A 20206-nucleotide genomic window follows, 5' to 3' on the forward strand; every position below is an offset into this window, starting at 1 on the left:
TGCGTCAGACCGTTTGGGTGGAGAGCCAATTGCGCCAGTCGGCGATGAAGTCCGCGCGATTGATACCTAGAACGGTTTGCAGGATTTGGTCTTCGCTGGCCGGGGTTTGTTCGGCTGCGGCGATTCGGCGGTAGAGGTCGACCAGGCGGGGTTGGTCGTATTTGTCGGCGATGTAGGCGCAGATGGACCAGGCTTGTTCGTAGGTGGCTGCGGCGTTGGGGCCGGTGAAGTCGGTGTCGGTGGGGAGGTTGTCGGGGAGGTCGTGCAGGCGGGTTTGCGCGGTGAGGGTGGGGGCGATGTCGGTGAAGGAGTGGCCCTGGCCGCGGTGGGCGGTGTAGTCGGCGAAACCTTCGAGCATCCACAGGGGGGCGCCGTCGCGGGTTTCGGCGCGGGTGGCGATGTGGGTGAGTTCGTGGCGGAGCAGGGTGCGCAGGCCGTCGGGGTCGAGGCGGCGGCCCGCATCGGGGCTGAACACGATGCGCTGGCCGGTCGGGCGGGTGCCGGGTGCGAACGGGTCGGCGACGGAGGCGGCGGCTACCTCGGCGGACATGGTGGCGCCCGCGTGGACGAGCCCGGCGAACTCAGACGGGGACGAGGCGACGACGACGAGGGTGGACTGCGCCCAGTCCGGGCCCCACACCTCGGTGACGGCGGTGGTCGCGGCGGCGAGTTCGCGTTCCAGGATGTCGATTTCGATGCGCTGCGCGGGGTGGCCGACGACCAGGGATTGCTGTCCGTCGCCGGTCGCGACCTGGTGGGCCAGGATCGGGCCGAACGGTTCGATGCTGCGGCGCACCTCGGCCAGCCGCGGGTCGGTGGCGGCGGCCTGGCCGACGGCCTCGGTCGCCTGCGCCGCATGCGGTTTCGGTAGTGCGGAGTTCGGCAGCATGACCAGCGCACCGCAGAAACCGGTCAGCGCGACCATCATCGCGACGGTGAGACAGAACTCGAATCGCCGTCGCGCCGACCACCACGCTCGCAGGCGCCGCACCCCGCTCATCGCTTCGCCTCTAGACGTAACTCCGCCGCCGGGGCCGATCCGTCGACCCGAGTCAGGCAGGAGTTGGACAGGTTATGCCCACTCATAGTTGATCAGTATCGCCGAGCGGAGTGGTATGGCGTGGAGCCGAGGGGCGCCACGGCGACCGGGACACCAAAGGTAGAGGCGTGCAACATGAGTCCGTTGCCCGCGTAGATGCCGACGTGGGAGATTTCGGGGTAGAAGAACACCACGTCGCCGGGCTGTAGGTCGTCCTTGGCGACGGGCGTGCCGAAGGACGCCTGCGCGGAACTGGTCCGCGGCACGTTCTTGCCGACCTGTTTGAACGCCCACTGCACGAGCCCGGAGCAGTCGAACTGGTTCGGCCCGGTCGCGCCCCACACATAGGGGTCGCCGACCCGGGTGAGGCCCGCCGCGAGGGCGCTGGTGCCGCTGCCGGGCACCAGTCCTTGCAGGAGCGTGTCGCGGTCGAAACCGGGCGGGAACGGCGAACCGGCGAGCGCGGACTTGTCCTTGGTGGACAGCGAGCTCCAAGCCTGCACCACCTGGGCGATGGCGCCGCCCAGGTCGCCGCGCTTGCGTTCCAGATCGGCGCGCACCGAGTCGGCCTTGTCGGCGGCGGCGCGGGCTTCGTCGGCGGCCCGGTGGGCGGCCGTCTCGGCGGACGCCGCGGCGTCGGTGGCGACCTTGAATTGGTCCAGCTGAGCGGAGGTCTGTGCGGCCAGCACGTCCAGCGTCGACATCTGGTCGAGCAGTTGCTGCGGGGAATCGCTGACCAGCACGGCGAACAGCCGGTTGGTGCGGGCGCCCTGATAGGCGGCGATCGCGGTGCGATCAATGATCGGCTGGTACTTGCGTACTTCTTCGCGAGCCTGGTTCACCAGGTCGGTGCTCGCGGCCAGCTTGGCGTCGGCGTCGCGTTGCACCACGAGCTTGGCGTCGAGGTCGGACTGTGCGACGAGGGCCTGCTCGTTGAGTTGTTCGGACTGTCGCGAGAGGTCGATCATCCGTTGCACGGCCTCGGTGGCGGTGGCCGGGAGTGCGAGCGGATCAGCTCCGGCCGTACTGCCACCGTAGAGGGCGGCGGTGGCCAGGATTCCGACCGCTAGCGCCCCTCCCACCAGACGTTTCGTGCCATGTCTCCGGTGTGCTGCCACAGGCTGCCGTGCCCCGTTCTCTCGTGAAGCGATCTCTCTGGAACCGACGATCCGAACCGACGAGCGCCTTCCGCGGAACATGAGGTTTACGAACCGCAAGCCTCGGGTAATTCGAGAAGGTCTCGATTAGGTTACGGAACGGCCTACGTCTGTGTCCAGTAGAGAACGAAATGATCACAGTCGTGCGCCGACGGTCGGGCCGCAAAGTGCGGCCCGACCAGCGGGTTCTCAGAAGCGACGGGCTCCGGCGATCGGCATCGAGGAGATCGGTGCGACCTGCACTGGCGTTCCGGAGGTGGCCGCGTGCACGACATTGCCGTCACCGGCGTACAGGCCGGAGTGGCCGCCGCCGTAGAACGACACCAGGTCGCCGGGCTGCAGGTCGTCGACCGACACCGGGCTGCCCGCGGCGAGCTGGGCGCCGCTGGTGCGCGGCAGCTCCAGGCCCGCCTGCTCGTAGGACCACTTGACCAGGCCGGAGCAGTCGAACGCGTTCGGGCCCGCGGCGCCGTAGACGTACGGTGCGCCGATCTTGCTCATGGCGGCGTCGAGGGCTTCCTCGCCGACGGTGCGCTTCGGGGCGACGAACGGCAGCGGTGCCTGGCCGGGCAGCTCGATGCCGGGGATGCCCTGCGGGATCTGGATCTCGTTCGGCACTTCGAACGTCCCCACGCCGGGGATGGTCACCGGCTGGGCCGATGCGGGGGCGGCCGGAAGCAGGAACGCGCCGATGGTGGCAGCGCCGACGGCCCCGGCGGCGACGGCACGCTGCGCCTGTCGCTTGACGGCTTTGGTCGTCATGATGCGGTACTCCCAATCTGCCCCACGACGCCGCACCCTGACTGGTGCCGCGGACTTCGTGTCGTTCGCACCGAGTTGGTGCGTCGGACTCCGTGAGGTCTCGAAAAGGTTACGAACACATCACGGGGGTTTGTAAAGTCGCTCCCCGGCGAAATGTGCACGCGCATGTGAATTCATGACTAATCGGTGTGAGATATATCGCAACAATCACGAAAAGATAACGAAGCGTTGTTATCGACGAGCGTCCAGTTCGCTATCCCGGTCAGCGATGCCATGGTCCGAGGGCGGCCAAGAGTGGAGCGATTAGACATTTCCCCAGGTCGCTGCGTTCATCTCGGCGACATGTCCAGGTCGTTGACTGGTCAGTTGGCCAAACCGCTGTAATCGGCCACAGCACGCCGGAAGCGAGGCTTCGGCGTCACCCGACACGCCCGAGCCATTGATACGTTTTATGCAGCAATGTGAGCTGCGTCACTTTTCGGCGTTCTAGATCGTTTCCTGGGTAATCGGGCACGAATCCGCAACGCGTAATTCAGACATTTCCTGGGCTTTTCTTGTGCGTCGAACTCGACCTCGCGCGCCCGGTCCGTGTCGTACCCACCCCCTACGCTCCAGCGCGTGTCCGACCCCGCCCCGCGCAAGGCCGCCGCTCAGCAGTTGGTCTTCGACGACCTCGACACGCCCCTCTATGACACCACCTTCGTGGTCGTCGACCTGGAAACCACCGGGACCAGCCCGGGCGCCGACATGATCACCGAGATCGGTGCGGTCAAGGTGCGCGGCGGTGAGGTGCTCGGCGAGTTCGCCACGCTGGTCAATCCGGGCCGGGCGGTACCACCCGCGATCGTGCAGGTCACCGGGATCACCACCGCCATGGTGTACGCCGCGCCGCCGATCGAGTCGGTGCTGCCCGGCTTCCTCGAATTCGCCTCCGGTGCGGTGCTCGTCGCGCACAACGCGCGCTTCGACATGGCGTTCCTGCGCGCCGCCGCGGCCCGCAGCGACACCACCTGGCCCACCGCGACCGTGCTGTGCACCGTGAAGCTGGCCCGCCGCGTGCTCGGCCGGGACGAGGCGCCGTCGGTCCGGTTGAGCGCGCTGGCCCAACTGCTCGGCGCCAGCACTCAGCCGACACACCGCGCCCTGGACGACGCTCGGGCGACCGTCGACGTGCTGCACGCGCTGATCGCCCGAGTCGGCAACCAAGGGGTGCACAGCCTCACCGAACTGGTCGACTACCTGCCCGACATCACACCGCGCCAGCGCGCCAAGCGCTTCCTCGCCGCCGACCTGCCCACCGCCCCCGGCGTGTACCTGTTCCGCGGCCCAGCCGACGAGGTCCTCTATATCGGCACCGCGGTGAATCTGCGTCGCCGAGTACGCAATTACTTCACCGGTTCGGAGACCCGTGGCCGGATGAAGGAGATGGTTTCCCTGGCCACCCGGGTGGACCATGTTGTCTGCGCGCACGCGCTGGAGGCCGGGGTGCGCGAGCTGCGACTGCTCGTCGCGCATACTCCGCCGTATAACCGCCGCTCGAAGTTTCCCAAGCGCGCCTGGTGGATCACGCTCACCGACGAACCGTTCCCCCGATTCTCCGTCGTGCGCACTCCCAACCGGGATGCGCTTGGGCCGTTCAACTCCCGTGCCGACGCGGCCGAGCTGGCGGTGGTGATCGCCGAATACACCGGTCTGCGCACCTGCGGCACGCGCCTGCCGCGCCGCGGCAGGCACGCGTGCCCGCCCGCGGTCGTCGGCGGTTGTCCGGCGGCTAATGGAGTGCCTATTAGTACAGAGGAATACGCGCCCGCTCCAGCGCTCGTCCGCGCACTGTTCGCAGGCTATTCCGATGCGCCGGTGCGGGCCATGCTCGACCGCATCGAAACTCACTCCCGCGCCGAGCATTTCGAGGCCGCCGCGCGGCTGCGCGACCGCACCGTCGCCGTGATCCGCGCGCTGCGCCGCACCCAACGACTCGCCGCCGTCGCGCGCATCGCGGAATTGATCGCCGCCCACCCGGACGGTGCGGGCGGATGGGAGTTCGCGGTGATCCGCTACGGCCGACTCGCGGGAGCGGGGAATGCGGTGCGAGGAGTGCCGCCGATGCCGGTGGTCGAACAGATCGTCGCCGCGGCCGAAACGGTGATCCCGGAGGGTGACAACGCGCGAAGCGACGTTGCGGGCGCGACTGGGCCGGAGAACGAGCCCGCGCAGGATTGGGTACCGGTGAACGTGCCGCCGCTGCGTGGCGCGTCACCGGAGGAAGCGGCGCTCGTCGCCCGCTGGCTGGCGCGAGCGGGGGTGCGAATCGTGCGCACCACCGAGGGCTATCGCGAGCCCATGTACGGCGCCGGACGCTGGATGGGATGGGCAGAGGTAGCGGATACGGCGGCGCGCGCCCAACCTGCCGCGGACGCATACATAGACCGCTGAGGCGCACCCCCGCCCTTCGCTCCGGCCATGCGCTGTCGGTGGACGGATTACGTCCGTCCCGCGCACTTTCGCCGTCATTCGACCATGCGCGGTGAAGGCGGACTAGTCTCCGCCCCCGCCCATTAGGCTGAGCGCATGATTACCGCGATCGTGATGATTGACGCCGACAACGGCCGCATTCCGGAAACCGCGCAGGCCGTGGCGGACACCGAGGGCGTCGCCGAGGTCTACTCCTGTGCGGGCGATGTGGATCTGATCGCGATCGTGCGGGTGCGTGATCACGAACAGATCGCCGAGGTGGTGACCGGCCGGATCGACAAGGTCGAGGGTGTCGCCAGGACCACCACGCACATCGCGTTCAAGTCCTACTCCAGCGCGGATGTCGAGGCCGGGTTCTCACTGGGGGAGTGAGGGCTCGGCTCAGGCGACCAACGCCGACTTGCCGCTGTAGGTGCCGTTGTTGCCCGGTGCGAGGACCGCGGTAGCGATGCCGTCGCATTGGGCGTCTTTGTAGATGGTCACCACGCTGTCGGTGTTGTTCTGGATTTCCCGAACGGTGTCCTGACCGAGCATGACGCATCCGGACGGGTTGTTATAGACGGTATCGCCGACTTTCAGCTCACCCTGGCCGGCCGCGGCCACCGGAGCGGCGGCACACATGGCCACCACCGAAAGACCCCCGAGTAGTGCACGAACGCTGCATCGCATGCTGTGCTCCTCGTCAGTCGAAGCCACCCGGCGCATGGTCTGCGCCGCGTCGGCTTTGTCACCGGGTTGCCAACAAAACTATCGCTCTGAACACATCTTATGCCTATTAGCTATTGCTCGGATTCGGCTCAGCGGTCGCCCAGCGTCATGGTCAGTTTCGTCCAGCGCTCGAGCAGCGCGGCCGCGTTTCCCGTATCGATCGCCTCGGCGGCGCGTTCGATACCGCCTGCCAGCGCGTCGTGCACGTCGGCCGCGTAATCGACTGTGCCCTGGGACAAGTCGTAGGCGACGATGGCGGCGGCGGAGTTCAGCAGCACCGCGTCGCGCACCGCGCCGCTGGTTCCGGCGAAGACGCTGCGCGCAACGCCCGCGTTGACCTCCGCGTCGCCGCCGCGCAGTGCTTCCAGGCCGACGCGGGGGATACCGAGGCGGGTCGGGTCGATAGTGGTCTCGCGCATCCGGCCGCCGGACACCACCCAGGCGGTGGTGGTGTCGGAGGTGGTGATCTCGTCGAGTCCGTCGTTGCCGCGCACCACCAGCGCACTGGCGCCGCGCCCGGCGAACACGCCCGCGATCACCGGCAGCAGATCGGCGAACGCGCACCCGACCAGTCCCGCGCGCGGCTGCGCCGGATTGGTCAGCGGCCCGAGCACATTGAAGACGGTGGGGATGCCGATTTCCTTGCGTGCCGCACCGGCGAAACGCAGTGCGGGATGGAACACCGGCGCGAAACAGAAACCGATCCCGGCCTCCCGCACGCAGCGCGCCACCGCCTCCGGCCCCAGCGCGAGCCGCACGCCGAGGGCCTCGAGCACGTCGGCGCCGCCGCTCTTGGACGAGGCCGCGCGGTTGCCGTGCTTGACCACCGGCACCCCCGCCGCGGCAACCACGATCGAGGACATGGTGGAGATGTTCACCGAGCCGGACCGGTCACCGCCGGTGCCGACGATGTCGACCGCGTCACCGTCGATCTGCACCAGCCGGGCGTGCTCGAGCATGCCCGCCGCGAGGCCGGTCAGCTCGGCGGGCGTCGGGCCCTTGATCTTCATGGCGACCCCGAACGCCGCGATCTGGGCGGAGGTGGCGTTGTCCGACATGATCTCGTCCATCGCCCAAGCCGTGTCGTCCGCGGCCAGGTCGCCACCGTCGGCGAGGGTTCCGAGCACCTGGGCCCAGCTGCGCACGTTCATGACTGTCCACTTCCTTCGTCACACTGGTATTCGAACCAGTTTGTCGCGAAGCAGCATACTTCGCGCCGCCGCGTCGAAGCCCGTCCTTAAACCGCGCACGGTAGGAGCTACGCCAGGTAACCGAAGGCTTATCGCGGCCGTTCGGTTGCGGGCCCGGCTTGTTCGGTTCGAGGTTGCAGAGCGTCCCAACCATCCGCGGTCCCGTCGTGCCGCTGAGCCAGCCCCGCCATCCGCGACCGTTCCTGCGAACAGTGCAACGCGTCGAGCACCTGCACGCGCTGCAAGATCACCGTCTCCAGCGCATCGGTTCCCGGCCCGCCGACCCGCGGGGCGGGCGCGTACCCGTCCTGCGCCGCGATCGCGCACACCGCGTCGACCTGCTCCTGTGGTATCCGCAGATGGTGTCGCAGCACCGCGGGCGCGTCCGGCACCAGCTCGTCGGCCCGGGCCAATGCCGCCGAACAGGCCTCGGCGTCATCGAAACTCGCCGCGACCACCATCAGATCGGCCCGGCTCGGATCCAGCGGCGCCGGACCGCCCCGGCCGAACAATCGACGCCATATACGCGGTGCCACATTGCCTCCATCTCAGCTTTTACTTACGCACACCTGTCATGCTGTGCCCCAGCGACCCGAGGGCGCGCGGACCCGGCACGTAAACGCGTCCCGACCGACGCCGCCACGCCGCGGGCGCCGCGCCCTCAACACGCCGAGCCCAGGTCGAGAGGCTGTCTGGCCGTGGGTTTTCCGACACGGAGCCACAAGTTTCGCACCCGGGTACTTGTGTCGTACTACGACGAGTCATACTTACCCCCGTGACGACCGCAGTAGGGACCCCCGGATCGGCCATTACCCAGCGTGTGCACTCGCTGAATCGGCCCAACATGGTCAGCGTCGGTACCATCATCTGGCTGTCCAGCGAGTTGATGTTCTTCGCCGGCCTCTTCGCGATGTATTTCGTCGCGCGCGCGCAGGCTCACGGCAACTGGCCGCCGGAACCGACCGAGCTGAACCTGAAGCTCGCCGTGCCGGTCACGGCCGTGCTGGTCGCATCGTCGTTCACCTGCCAGATGGGTGTGTTCGCCGCGGAGCGTGGTGACGTGTTCGGCCTGCGTCGCTGGTACGTCATCACCCTGGTCATGGGCACCTTCTTCGTGCTCGGCCAGGGCTACGAGTACATGAACCTGGTGCACGAGGGCACCTCGATCTCGAGCAGCGCCTACGGCTCGGTGTTCTACATCACCACCGGTTTCCACGGTTTGCACGTCATCGGCGGTCTGATCGCGTTCGTGTTCCTGCTGATCCGCACCAAGGTCAGTAAGTTCACTCCCGCGCAGGCCACTGCCGCGATCGTCGTCTCGTACTACTGGCACTTCGTCGACATCGTCTGGATCGGGTTGTTCGCCACGATCTACTTCGTCCGCTGAGCCGGGCGACGCCCCAGTCTTTTGCACAAGTCGGTTCCGTCTACTCCAAAGGGACACAGATGAGTTCATCTCCCCCGTCAGCGCCAGAGCCCGCAAGCAACGGGAACGGCGAGGCCAGCAAGACACGCAGGCAGCGCCGCGTTCGCCGTCGCATCGCGGGTGGGCTCGCGCTGTTGGTGGGCCTCGTCGGAGCAGGCTTCCTGGCAGCGGCCCTGACGCCGGACCCGCAGCGCGCGACCGCGCACGAGGACCAGTCCGCGCTGATCCGCGAGGGCCAGCAGCTCTACGACACCTCCTGCATCACCTGCCACGGCGCGAACCTGCAGGGTGTGCAGGACCGCGGCCCCAGCCTCATCGGCGTCGGTGAAGCCGCCGTCTACTTCCAGGTGTCCTCCGGTCGCATGCCGATGGCCCGCAACGAGGCCCAGGCGCAGCGCAAGCCACCGAAGTTCGACGCTCGCCAGACCGACGCGCTCGGTGCGTACGTCGCGGCCAACGGCGGCGGCCCGAGCGTGGTCCGCGACGCCAACGGTGAGATCGCGCAGGAGTCGCTGCGCGGCGAGGACATCGCCCGTGGTTCGGAGCTGTTCCGGATGAACTGCGCGTCCTGCCACAACTTCACCGGACGCGGCGGCGCGCTGTCCTCCGGCAAGTTCGCACCGCCGCTGGAGCCCGCCAACGAGCAGCAGATCTACAACGCGATGATCTCCGGCCCGCAGAACATGCCGAAGTTCTCCGATCGGCAGCTGACGCCGGAAGAAAAGCGCGACATCATCGCCTACGTCATGAACGCGAAAGAGGAGAGCGCCCCCGGCGGGTGGGACCTCGGTGGGTTCGGTCCCGCGACCGAGGGTCTGGTCATCTGGGTGGTCGGCATCACGACGGTCGTCGGTGCAGCGATTTGGATCGGATCTAGGTCATGACTGAGAAGGAGCCACACGACATGGGTCGGCCGGATGAGGGCCACGACGGCGGCACGCCGTCGAACGAATCCACAGGCCACGGCGCCCACGTGGTTTCGGGTTCGGACAGCAACGCCGTGGCGGCATCGGACACCCCCGCGGTGGCCGGGTCCGGCAGCCACGCGCTGACCGAGCCGACCGAGGCGGAACTCGACGCGATGACCCGCGACGAGCTGGTCAAGCTCGGCACTGAGCGGGACGGCGTCGACGTCGCCTACCGGCGCGAGCGGTTCCCGGTCCCGGGCACCCGCGCCGAGAAGCGGGCCGAGCGCGCGGTCGCGTTCTGGTTCGCGGTCTCCGGCATCGCCGCGGCGGTGCTGGTCGGGGTGTTCCTGTTCTGGCCGTGGGAGTTCAAGCCGAGCGACGACGAAGGCCACACCGCCTACTCGCTGTTCACTCCGCTGGTCGGCGTCACCTTCGGTGTCTCGGTGCTGGTCATCGGCATCGCCGTGGTGCTGATCCGCAAGCTGTTCATCCCCGCCGAGCTGTCCATCCAGGACCGCCACGACGGTCCGTCGCCCGAGGTCGAGCGCCGCACCCTGGTCGCCGAGCTGCAGGACGCGCTGGACACCTCCACGCTTGGCCGCCGCAAGCTGATCACCCGCACCGCGGGCGCGGGCGTCGGCGTGCTCGGCATCGGCGCGCTGCTGGTGTTCGTCGGCGGCATGGTGAAGAACCCGTGGGCCAAGCGCGACAAGTCGCCGCTGTGGGTGTCCGGTTGGACCCCGGACTACGAGGGCGAGACCATCTACATCCGCCGCGACACCGGTCGCCCGGAGGACATCGTGCTCGTCCGCCCCGAGGATCTGGACGCGGGCGCCATGGAGACGGTGTTCCCGTGGAAGGAGAAGTGGCGCGGCGACGAGCACGCCACCCTGCAGTCGCTGCGCGGTATCCGCAACTCGGTCATGCTGATTCGGCTGCGCACCGAGGACGCGCAGAAGGCGATCAAGCGTAAGGGCCAGGAGAGCTTCAACTACGGCGACTACTTCGCCTACTCGAAGATCTGCACCCACCTCGGCTGCCCGACGTCGCTGTTCGAGCAGCAGACCAACAAGATCCTCTGCCCCTGCCACCAGTCGCAGTTCCTGGCGACCGAATGGGGTAAGCCGATCTTCGGTCCCGCCGCTCGCGCACTGCCGCAGCTGCCGATCACCGTCAACTCCGAGGGTTTCCTGGTCGCCGCTGGTGACTTCATCGAACCGCTCGGACCGGCCTACTGGGAGCGTCGTTCATGAGCCCTTCCGTCGCAGCCCAAGCTAATGAGATGGACGAGCGGTATATCGCCGCTGCGTTCGTGAAGCGGTCGATCAACAAGGTCTTTCCGACCCACTGGTCGTTTCTGCTCGGTGAGATCGCGCTGTACAGCTTCATCATCCTGTTGCTGTCGGGCGTCTACCTGACCCTGTTCTTCGACCCGTCGATGAGCGAGGTCGTCTACAACGGCGCGTACCAGCCGTTGCGCGGCGTGACCATGTCGCGGGCCTATGAGACCTCGCTGAACATCACCTTCGAGGTGCGCGGCGGTCTGTTCGTCCGCCAGGTCCATCACTGGGCGGCACTGCTGTTCGCGGCGTCGATCATCGTGCACCTGTTCCGCATCTTCTTCACCGGCGCGTTCCGCAAGCCGCGTGAGGCGAACTGGGTGATCGGCTGCCTGCTGCTCATCCTGGCGATGTTCGAGGGCTTCTTCGGTTACTCGCTGCCCGACGACCTGCTGTCCGGCACCGGCCTGCGGGCCGCGTTCGGCGGTATCACGATGAGCATCCCGATCGCCGGTACCTGGATGCACTGGCTGATCTTCGGTGGGGACTTCCCCGGCACGATCATCATCCCGCGCCTCTACATCGCGCACGTGCTGCTGTTCCCCGGCATCATCCTCGCGCTGATCGCCGCGCACGTCGCGCTGGTCTGGTACCAGAAGCACACCCAGTTCCCCGGACCGGGCCGGACCGAGAACAACGTGGTCGGTGCCCGCATCATTCCGGTGTTCGCCGCCGACCAGGGCGCGTTCTTCGCCTTCACCCTCGGCATCGTCGGCATCATGGGCGGCGTCTTCCAGATCAACCCGATCTGGAACCTGGGGCCGTACAACCCCTCCCAGGTGTCCGCGGGTTCGCAGCCGGACTTCTACATGATGTGGACCGATGGCCTGGCCCGGCTGATGCCGCCGTGGGAGCTGTACCTGGGTCGCTACACGGTGCCCGCCGTGTTCTGGGTGGCGCTGATCATGGGCCTGGTGTTCACGGTGCTGATCATGTACCCGTGGATCGAGAAACGGCTCACCGGCGACACCGCGCCGCACAACCTGCTGCAGCGGCCGCGCGATGTGCCGGTCCGTACCGCGATCGGCGCCATGGCGATCGGCTTCTACGTGGTGCTGACCCTGTCGTGTGTGAACGACATTGTCGCGCTGAAGTTCGACATCTCGCTGAACGCGACCACCTGGATGGGCCGCATCGGCATCCTGGTCGTGCCGCCGGTCGCGTACTTCGTCGCCTACCGGTTCTGCATCGGCCTGCAGCGCAGCGACCGGGCGGTGCTCGAGCACGGCATCGAGACCGGTGTGATCAAGCGACTGCCGCACGGTGAGTACATCGAGATCCACCAGCCGCTCGGCCCGGTCGACGACCACGGTCACCCGATCCCGCTGGAGTACCAGGGCGCGCAGGTCCCGAAGAAGATGAACAAGCTGGGCTCGGCGGGCAAGCCGGGCACCGGTAGCTTCCTGCGGCCCGATCCGTGGCAGGAGAGCGAACAGCACTTCGAGATCGAGCATGCCGAAGAACACCGGCAGCTCGCGGTGCTGCAGCAGCGCCAGGAAAAGGAACACGGTGGCAAACACAGTCACTGACGGCTGAAAAGTGAAGGCCCCGAGTCGAATCCGACTCGGGGCCTTCACTTTGATACGACTACAGCCGTGGTGTGCTGCGCCGGGACGCCTCGATGGCCTCGAACTTCGCCAGATTGTGCCTGGCGTCGGCCAGCGCGTCGTGCGCGTCCGCGGGCACCGGCGGCAGCTCCGGGCGCCCGTGCGCCTCCCAGTGCTGGCGCAGCTCATTGGTGTAGCGGGGGAAGGAGGTGGGCAGGTCCACCATGGAACCCCACAGCTGGCACAGCGCCACATGGTCGTACGCGCCGACCCAGGCCCACAGCTCCGGCACCACCGACGAGCGCGGCACCAGGAACTTGTACAGGTCGTCGCGGATCTGCGCTCGGCTCCGCCACACCCGCGCGGACGGTGAAGGCAGCTGCGGAAGCACGTGCCGACGCACCCACGGGCCCGCCCGGTCGGGATCGAATTCGGTGGACACCGCGTAATATTCGCGTCCGTCCTCGCAGACGACACCGATGGAGACCAGGTCGATGGTCACCCCGTCCTCGATGAATTCGCAGTCGTAAAAATATCGAAGCGAGATCGGTCTTCTCCTCAGCAGTTCGGTCCGGCGCCCGGGTTTCATCAGTACAGCGACGGATTACCCGAACAATCACCCTATGTCGGGTGTGGCTCTGTTTCGTATTCGGGCTCGGCTCGGCGGGGTGGTGGAGTGACCACCCCTACGGTGGGTACCACAGCCGCCCGAGTGGTCCGTATTCTGAACGGGTGAACTGGACCGTCGACGTACCGATCGATCGCCTGCCGGAATTGCCGCCGCTGCCTACCGAGCTGCGCAGGCGGTTGGACGACGCCCTCGCCCGCCCCGCGCTGCAGCAGCCGTCGTGGGACCCGGAGCAGGCGGCGGTGATGCGCACCGTACTGGAGAGCGTGCCGCCGATCTGCGTGCCCGCCGAAGTGGAGGACCTGCGCGAGCAGCTGGCCGAGGTGGCCCGCGGCGAGGCTTTCCTCATGCAGGGCGGTGACTGCGCCGAGACGTTCGCCGACAACACCGAACCGCACATCCGCGGCAACATCCGCACCCTGCTGCAGATGGCCGTCGTGCTCACCTACGGCGCGAGCCTGCCGGTCGTTAAGGTGGCCCGGATCGCAGGCCAGTACGCGAAACCGCGGTCCTCCGATACCGACGCGCTCGGCCTCAAGTCTTACCGCGGCGACATGGTCAACGCACTGGTCGCCGATCCCGATATGCGCGAGCACGACCCGTCGCGGCTGGTGCGCGCCTACGCCAACGCCAGCGCGGCGATGAACCTGGTGCGCGCGCTGACCGGCGCTGGCATGGCCGACCTGCACAAGGTGCACGACTGGAACCGCGACTTCGTCGCCAAGTCGCCCGCAGGCGCCCGCTACGAGGCGCTGGCCGAGGAGATCGACCGCGGCCTCGCGTTCATGAACGCGTGTCGGGTGAACGACCCGAGCCTGAAGTCCGCCCGCATCTACGCCAGCCACGAGGCGCTGGTCCTCGATTACGAGCGCGCCATGCTGCGCCTCAGCGAGAACGCCGCGGGCGAGCCGGTGCTCTACGACCTGTCCGCGCACTTCCTGTGGATCGGCGAACGGACCAGGCAGCTCGACGGCGCGCACATCGCGCTCGCCGAACTGCTCGCCAACCCGATCGGCCTGAAGATCGGCCCGTCGACCACGCCCGAGCTGGCCGTGGAGTACGTCGAACGGCTGGACCCGAACAACGAGCCCGGTCGACTGACCATCGTCTCCCGGATGGGCAACGGCAAGGTCCGCGACGTGCTGCCGCCCATCATCGAGAAGGTGCAGGCGACCGGCCACCAGGTCATCTGGCAGTGCGACCCGATGCACGGCAACACCCACGAGGCCTCCACCGGTTTCAAGACCCGCCACTTCGACCGCATCGTCGACGAGGTGCAGGGCTTCTTCGAGGTGCACCACGCCCTCGGCACCCACCCCGGCGGCCTGCACATCGAGCTGACCGGCGAGGACGTCACGGAATGCCTCGGCGGCGCCCAGGACATCTCCGACCTGGACCTGTCCGGCCGCTACGAAACCGCCTGCGACCCCCGCCTCAACACTCAGCAGTCGCTGGAGCTCGCCTTCCTCGTCGCCGAAATGCTGCGCTGAGCAACGGCTTTCCGAGCACGGCTCCATTCCACAGAGGGTTCATATGGTTCACAGGGGATAGAAACCCTGTGAACCGCATGACAGGTCTGTGGGTAGCGCTCGTGAGACCTGCTGGGTCCTGAATCGACGTGGCCCGAGCCGGACGCTGACGGCACCGCCTACGGCAGCGCGACGAGCGAGACGGTGTCACCCGACTCGATATTGGCGCCGACGGCCGGGGTTTGCGAGACGATGAGTGAGCTGTCGCTGGCCACAAGCTGTTTCACCTCGACGTCGAAACCGAGGGATTGCAGCTTGGCGCGGGCGTTGGCGACGGTCCAGCCGCGCACGTCGGGCATCTTCAGCGCATTGGAGACGAGCAGGGTGACGCCGTCGTCGGATTGAATGGTCGTCCCCGCGACGGGATCGGTGCCGATCGCCTTGTCCGCCTCGACGCCGCGATCGAACTGAGTCTTGGTCTCGCGCACCTCGATCCCCGCGTCGGTGAGGATCTTGGTGGCCTCGTCGGTCGTCTTCCCGCGCACGTCCGGCACCTTCACCGGCTGAGAACCCTTGCTGCGGTAGACCTTCACCTGCGCCCCGGCGGGAAGTACGGTGCCGGGGCGGGGATCGATCTTGGCGAGCGTGCCCTTCGGTGCGGAACTGCCGACTTCGCCGGAATCCACCGGTTGCAGCCCCGCGTCCCGGACCAGCTGGTTGACCCTCGTGATCTGATCGCCAGGGTTGACGTCGGGCACCTTCGGCTTGCCGCTGGACACCAGCACCGCGACCGTCGATCCCTTGGTGACCCGCGAGCCCGCCGACGGATCGCTGCCGACCACCCCGCCGACCGGGATGATGTCCGACGCCTTCTGCCGTACCTCGGTCTCGAAGCCCGCGTCCCGCAGCGCCGCGACCGCGCGGTCGGCGTCCATTCCGGCGATCGCCGGAACCGGCGAATAGCGGCCGAAACCGAGCCACCAGCCGCCGAAACCGACGACCAAGGTGAGAATCGCCACGATCGCCACCCACACCAACGCGGTGCGTCGCGACTTGGTGCGATCGGGCGCATAGGCCTGATACGGCGACGACGCCTGCTGCTGACGCGCGGGCGGCTGGTCGTAGTCGTCCGGCGGACGGTAATCGACCCGAGGCCGCGCCGCCGTGACCACCTTGGTGTGCTGCACCGGCTGCGGCGTGTACGGCTCCGGCGCGGGTACCGCCGCCGGCGGCCGCCCGTTCGCCGCGACAGCCTTGAAGCTGGCACTCAGATGCTCGGCCGACTCCTGCGGCGCGGGCACCCGGTACGGCGGCAGGTTCAACTTCGCGCCGATGTGCCGCAGCGCGGCCGCCATCTCGTTCGCGTCCGCGAAACGGTGCGCGGGCTCCCGCGCCGTGGCCTTGGCGACCAACTCGTCGAACTCCGGCGGCACCCCCGCGATGAACCGGCTCGGGCTCGGCACATCGTTCTCGATCCGCTGATACGCCACCGACAGCGAGGTGTCGCCGGTGAACGGCACCCGCCCGGTCAGCAGCTCGAAAATCAGCACACCGAACGAATAGACATCACTGCGCGCGTCGGCCGTGCCGCTGGTCACCTGCTCGGGGGACAGATAGGCGGCAGTGCCGAGAATCACGCTTGCCGAGGTGGTATTGGCCGCGGCAACCGCGCGAACCAGACCGAAATCGGCGATCTTGACCTCGCCTCCGTCGGAGATCAGCACGTTCTCCGGCTTCACGTCCCGATGCACCAGGCCCGCCGAATGCGCGACGCCGATCGCCGCGAGCACCGGCTCGGCCACCGCCCGTACCGCGTGTGGCGGCATCGGTCCGCGTTCGCGCAGCAACTCGCGCAGCGTGCCGCCCTCGACCAACTCCATGATCAAGAACGGGTACTCGCCGTCGACGCCCTGGTCGTACACCGCGACCAGGGACGGATGCTTGAGCTTGGCGACAGCGCGCGCCTCGAACTCGAACCGGGACAAAAACTGCGGATCACCGGCGAACTTGGGGTCCATCACCTTGATGGCGACGGGACGATCCAGACGGGTGTCGACACCACGGAAGACCATCGACATGCCGCCGCGGGCAATCGGCGCATCGATGCGATAGCGCCCTTCCAGCATCTGGCCGATCAATTGATGTCCTCCGGCTTTCACAAAGTTCTCACCCCTCGCGGTACGTGCCACAAGTGATCGACCGCCCCGTGCGGCCCTCACGATGGTATCGACCGAACGTGTCCGGGTGTCTCACGACGTGCGGCAGCGGACCGTCTACCGTTATCCGGGTGAGTGCATTTCCCTGCAGTGATGATGTCCTTCCGGAGTCCGTGGCGCTGCTGCCGCTGCCCGAGGTGGCCGAAAGACTCGGGCTCGTGGTGACCCGCGTCCATCAGATGCTGCGCGACCACCAGCTGCTCGCCGTCCGCCGCGACGGCGTGGCCGGCGTCCCCGAACGATTCTTCGACGACGAGGGCGCGATAGTCAGATTCCTTCCCGGTCTGATCACCGTGATGAAGGACGCCAAATACACCGACGAAGAAATCCTGCAATGGATCTTCACCGACGACGACAGCCTCCCCGGTAAGCCGGTCGACGCCCTGCACGGGCCGCTCGCCCGCGAGGTCATCCGGCGCGCCGCCGCAGACCCGTTTTGATTGGCCGCGTGGCCGCGGCGTGTTCGTGGCCCCTGGAAGTCTCGCGTCCGAGCGGTCGAGACTTGCGACTTCGTCGCGTGCGCTTCGACCGCTCGGACGCGAGACGGGCCACGAACGGCGCTCGCAGGACTCGCGCGTGGTGGGTGCGTGGGGTAGCGAGCGGCAAGACCAACGGGGAACTGCGAGAGTAGTCAGCCCTTCGCTAGCTTCCTCGGCGGTGTAGTGCGGCGCGGGTGAATTCGGTTGCGGCCACGCGGAGGCGCTGGTGGCGGGGGACTATGGCGCGATCGGTGAAGACGGCGTAGTCCGAGGCTTCGATGCGGTCGAGGATGCTGGCGTAGAGGACGGCCGCGGTGCGGATGGCGGGGCGTACGCGGGGGTCGAGTAGGTCTATGCCGGGCTGGGCGCGGCGGTAGATGTCTCGGTTGATCGCGATGAGGTGGGCGAGGACTCGGCGTACGCGGGGGTCGGTGTGGGCTGTGTGGCGGCAGTGGGCGAGCAGGGCGTCGTCGACGCCGAAGGCGGCCAGCTCGTCGGCGGGGAGGTAGACCCGGCCGCGGTCGAGGTCTTCGGCTACGTCGCGCAGGAAGTTGGTGAGCTGGAAGGCCTCGCCGAGCGCGGCGGCGGCTGGTTCGGCCTCGGCGATCGGCACGACGGTGCCGAGGACCGGCAGTAGTTGGAGTCCGATGGCGGCGGCTGAGCCGCGCGTGTAGTCGCGTAGCTCGGCCATGGTGGCGTAGCGATCGCGGAACCGCGGGGTGCCGGGGACGTCCATTCGCATGGAGTCCAGGAACGTCCAGAAGTGGTGGGCGGCAATGCCGTGGCGGTGGATGGTGTCGGCGACCGCGAGTAGGACCATGGTGCGCGAGTGCTGACCGGCGGTGGTCGCCGGACTGTGCTGGCGTCGCTCGAGGGCGATGCGCAGCTGCTTCTCGATCAGGTCGAGTTCGTCGGCGGGACCGCGCTCGGGACGATCACCTTGCGGGAAGCATTGTGCGGCAGCGCTTTCCGCGTGGTCGACGATGTCGTCCACCATCCTGGCGAACGCGTACAGCGCGTGCACCGCGGGCCTGCGCTCGGCCGAGAGCAACCGGGTCGCCAGAAAGTACGTCCGGCCGTGCGCCGCCGCGATCTGCCTGCATTCGCGATACGCGACGGCGAGCTCGGTGCTGCGCTGCGCCGCGCCGCTCATGGTCGAGCGTGTGTGGCCGGGTCGATGCTCGGCGGGGTGCTCCGCAACCGCAGCGGGTCCACCTTGCGCAGCGACATCGCCGCCACCACGGCGGCGAAGGTCGCGGCGGCCACGTGCCAGAAGTTGTACAGGCCGATCGAGCCGTCCGGCTGGAACACCAGCATCAGCCAGGTACACAAGCCCACTAACACCATCAATGTCGTGGTGGAGAGCGCGAACCCGGCGGCCAGCGCCAGCGGCCACGAGTAGTACCAGGGCAGCGCGGCAGGGGAGAGGATGACGATCGCGACGAACGCGATCAGGATCCCGAAGACCGCCTCGCGCTCACTGTGCCGGAACCGCCACCAAGCCCATACCAGCACAGCCACCAGCGCTACCGCGCACAGCGCCCTGGTCACGTTGAGTACCTTGCCCGAATCGAACGGAGTCACCCAGCCGATCGCATGCATCATGATCGTCGGCAGTGAGAGCCAGTTGATAATCTTCTTCGACCCGGACAGCGCGGTCAACCAGCCGATGCCGACGCCTGCGATGGCCGAGGCGGCCACGAAGACCAGTGCGAACACGCTGAGCCCGAGCCCGGCGATCTTGGCGAACATCAGCGCGGGGTGCGGCATGTCCTCGGTCGACTCGGCGGCATCGTGCGGACGTTCGCTTTCCGGCAGGTTCGCCGGGTCGCGCCCGGCTCGTTGGGCGGCGCGCTTCTCGCGTTCGTGCAGCATCCAGATCCACACCAGGAACGGCAGCGCGATGCCTGCCGTCGCCTTGATCGCGACGCCGATGGCGACCACCACGATGCCCGCGACGTGGTGGCGTTCCAGTACCAGCGCGATGCCCGCGCACATCAGCCCGACCATCAGCATCTCGTTGTGCACGCCGCCGAACAGGTGGATCAGCACCAACGGGTTGAGCACGGCCAACCACAGCGCGACCGTCGGCTTGCCGCCGAGGTGCTTGGTCAGATAGGGCACCGCCCACATCATCAGCGCCAGGCCGGGCAGCATCACCAACCGCATCGCGATGGTGCCCGCGACCACATTGTCGCCGGTGATGCTGGTGATGCCATGACCGAGCAGCAGGAAGATCGGGCCGTACGGCGCGGTGGTGGTCTTCCACACCGGGCTCACATTGTCGAGCAGTACACCCGGGTTCCTGATGGGTCCGTCGACGTAGGGGTCGTAACCGTCCCGCAGCAGCGCGCCCTGCGCCAGATACGAATAGACGTCCTGGCTGAACATCGGCACCGCGAACAGCAGCGGGGTGATCCAGATGCCGACGATCACGCGCAGCTCGTTCAGCGTCACACCGGCATCCAGCCGATCGCCCGTGCCGATCGTGGTGCGGCCCAGCCGCACCCACGCGGTGATCATCAGGAGTACGCCGATCCAGATGACGATGGTCGACAGCGCGTACCCGTGGCCGAACCGTAGCCAGGACAGGTGCAACGCCTCGAGGATCGGATCCCGCTTCCGGGTGCTGCCCGCGCCGAAACCACCGAAAGTGATCAGGATCGCGCCGTAGAAACCGAGCAGCGCGGCATGCCCTTCCGGGCTGCGCAGGAACACGGCGGCGGTGCGCATCCACGACCGCGCACCATGGGGCTCGGTGGTGGCCGATTCGCGCTTCGCCGCGGTGTTCGGTGCGTGGCCGGTGATATCTGTCAATGTGGCCTCTGCGGCACGCGTTTCGGGGGATGCCATCTGGTGTCGGTC

The 20206-nt window shown here is 67.7% G+C and carries 18 protein-coding genes; 8 read left to right on the forward strand and 10 right to left on the reverse strand.

The window, feature by feature from the left end:
* Nucleotides 1-4: 4 nt before the first annotated feature.
* The 3 genes from KV110_RS11485 to KV110_RS11495 form a co-directional block, all read right to left on the reverse strand.
* Nucleotides 5-1000 (reverse strand): hypothetical protein, encoded by a 996-nt coding sequence (locus tag KV110_RS11485; protein WP_218475789.1) that lies wholly within the window; start codon nucleotides 998-1000, stop codon nucleotides 5-7.
* A gap of 92 nt (nucleotides 1001-1092) precedes the next feature.
* Nucleotides 1093-2121 (reverse strand): NlpC/P60 family protein, encoded by a 1029-nt coding sequence (locus KV110_RS11490; protein ID WP_246634476.1) that lies wholly within the window; start codon nucleotides 2119-2121, stop codon nucleotides 1093-1095.
* A 264-nt stretch (nucleotides 2122-2385) separates the two neighbouring features.
* Entirely contained in the window at nucleotides 2386-2958 is a 573-nt protein-coding gene (locus KV110_RS11495; RefSeq protein WP_218475792.1) for a C40 family peptidase, read from the reverse strand.
* A 618-nt stretch (nucleotides 2959-3576) separates the two neighbouring features.
* Between KV110_RS11495 and KV110_RS11500 the strand changes: the two genes are divergently transcribed.
* Complete coding sequence (locus KV110_RS11500; RefSeq protein ID WP_218475794.1) at nucleotides 3577-5391, forward strand: DEDD exonuclease domain-containing protein; 1815 nt, start codon at nucleotides 3577-3579, stop codon at nucleotides 5389-5391.
* Between the two features lie 135 nt (nucleotides 5392-5526).
* On the forward strand, nucleotides 5527-5802 hold the full coding sequence (locus KV110_RS11505; protein WP_218475795.1) for an Lrp/AsnC family transcriptional regulator: 276 nt from the start codon (nucleotides 5527-5529) through the stop codon (nucleotides 5800-5802).
* 9 nt (nucleotides 5803-5811) lie between these two features.
* On the opposite strand, the gene KV110_RS11510 is transcribed toward KV110_RS11505, so the two are convergent.
* The 3 genes from KV110_RS11510 to KV110_RS11520 form a co-directional block, all read right to left on the reverse strand.
* The gene (locus KV110_RS11510) at nucleotides 5812-6099 is read right to left on the reverse strand and encodes a hypothetical protein (RefSeq protein WP_218475797.1); all 288 of its coding nucleotides are present in this window, start codon (nucleotides 6097-6099) and stop codon (nucleotides 5812-5814) included.
* A 128-nt stretch (nucleotides 6100-6227) separates the two neighbouring features.
* Complete coding sequence (gene trpD / locus KV110_RS11515) at nucleotides 6228-7289, reverse strand: anthranilate phosphoribosyltransferase (RefSeq protein WP_218475799.1); 1062 nt, start codon at nucleotides 7287-7289, stop codon at nucleotides 6228-6230.
* A gap of 128 nt (nucleotides 7290-7417) precedes the next feature.
* On the reverse strand, nucleotides 7418-7789 hold the full coding sequence (locus KV110_RS11520; RefSeq protein WP_246634714.1) for a hypothetical protein: 372 nt from the start codon (nucleotides 7787-7789) through the stop codon (nucleotides 7418-7420).
* Nucleotides 7790-8103: 314 nt separating this feature from the next.
* Between KV110_RS11520 and ctaE the strand changes: the two genes are divergently transcribed.
* From ctaE to qcrB, 4 genes are read left to right on the forward strand one after another with little or no spacing between them, the layout of a single operon-like run.
* Nucleotides 8104-8715, forward strand: a complete 612-nt coding sequence (ctaE, locus tag KV110_RS11525) for an aa3-type cytochrome oxidase subunit III (RefSeq protein WP_218475801.1) — start codon at nucleotides 8104-8106, stop codon at nucleotides 8713-8715.
* Nucleotides 8716-8774: 59 nt separating this feature from the next.
* The gene (qcrC, locus tag KV110_RS11530) at nucleotides 8775-9638 is read left to right on the forward strand and encodes a cytochrome bc1 complex diheme cytochrome c subunit (RefSeq protein ID WP_218475803.1); all 864 of its coding nucleotides are present in this window, start codon (nucleotides 8775-8777) and stop codon (nucleotides 9636-9638) included.
* 20 nt (nucleotides 9639-9658) lie between these two features.
* Entirely contained in the window at nucleotides 9659-10915 is a 1257-nt protein-coding gene (gene qcrA, locus KV110_RS11535) for a cytochrome bc1 complex Rieske iron-sulfur subunit (protein ID WP_393539144.1), read from the forward strand.
* Nucleotides 10912-12531 (forward strand): cytochrome bc1 complex cytochrome b subunit, encoded by a 1620-nt coding sequence (gene qcrB / locus KV110_RS11540; RefSeq protein ID WP_218475805.1) that lies wholly within the window; start codon nucleotides 10912-10914, stop codon nucleotides 12529-12531. Before qcrA ends, qcrB begins: the two co-directional genes overlap by 4 nt.
* A 58-nt stretch (nucleotides 12532-12589) precedes the next feature.
* On the opposite strand, the gene KV110_RS11545 is transcribed toward qcrB, so the two are convergent.
* Entirely contained in the window at nucleotides 12590-13138 is a 549-nt protein-coding gene (locus KV110_RS11545; protein WP_218475806.1) for a polyadenylate-specific 3'-exoribonuclease AS, read from the reverse strand.
* Between the two features lie 143 nt (nucleotides 13139-13281).
* On the opposite strand from KV110_RS11545, the gene KV110_RS11550 reads away from it, so the two are divergent.
* Nucleotides 13282-14667: a class II 3-deoxy-7-phosphoheptulonate synthase gene (locus KV110_RS11550; protein WP_218475808.1), complete on the forward strand. Its 1386-nt coding sequence runs from the start codon at nucleotides 13282-13284 to the stop codon at nucleotides 14665-14667.
* Between the two features lie 158 nt (nucleotides 14668-14825).
* Here KV110_RS11550 and pknB read toward each other — a convergent pair whose 3' ends face one another.
* Nucleotides 14826-16784: a Stk1 family PASTA domain-containing Ser/Thr kinase gene (pknB, locus tag KV110_RS11555; protein ID WP_393538905.1), complete on the reverse strand. Its 1959-nt coding sequence runs from the start codon at nucleotides 16782-16784 to the stop codon at nucleotides 14826-14828.
* Between the two features lie 149 nt (nucleotides 16785-16933).
* Here pknB and KV110_RS11560 point away from each other — a divergent pair, with 149 nt between their 5' ends.
* The gene (locus KV110_RS11560) at nucleotides 16934-17302 is read left to right on the forward strand and encodes an Rv2175c family DNA-binding protein (RefSeq protein WP_218475811.1); all 369 of its coding nucleotides are present in this window, start codon (nucleotides 16934-16936) and stop codon (nucleotides 17300-17302) included.
* 202 nt (nucleotides 17303-17504) lie between these two features.
* Here KV110_RS11560 and KV110_RS11565 read toward each other — a convergent pair whose 3' ends face one another.
* Nucleotides 17505-18494, reverse strand: a complete 990-nt coding sequence (locus tag KV110_RS11565) for a phytoene/squalene synthase family protein (protein ID WP_218475812.1) — start codon at nucleotides 18492-18494, stop codon at nucleotides 17505-17507.
* Complete coding sequence (locus KV110_RS11570) at nucleotides 18491-20194, reverse strand: alpha-(1->6)-mannopyranosyltransferase A (RefSeq protein WP_218475814.1); 1704 nt, start codon at nucleotides 20192-20194, stop codon at nucleotides 18491-18493. The genes KV110_RS11565 and KV110_RS11570 overlap by 4 nt, the downstream gene beginning before the upstream one ends.
* Between the last annotated feature and the right edge of the window lie 12 nt (nucleotides 20195-20206).

The sequence above is a fragment of the Nocardia iowensis genome (assembly GCF_019222765.1).
Lineage (GTDB): Bacteria > Actinomycetota > Actinomycetes > Mycobacteriales > Mycobacteriaceae > Nocardia > Nocardia iowensis.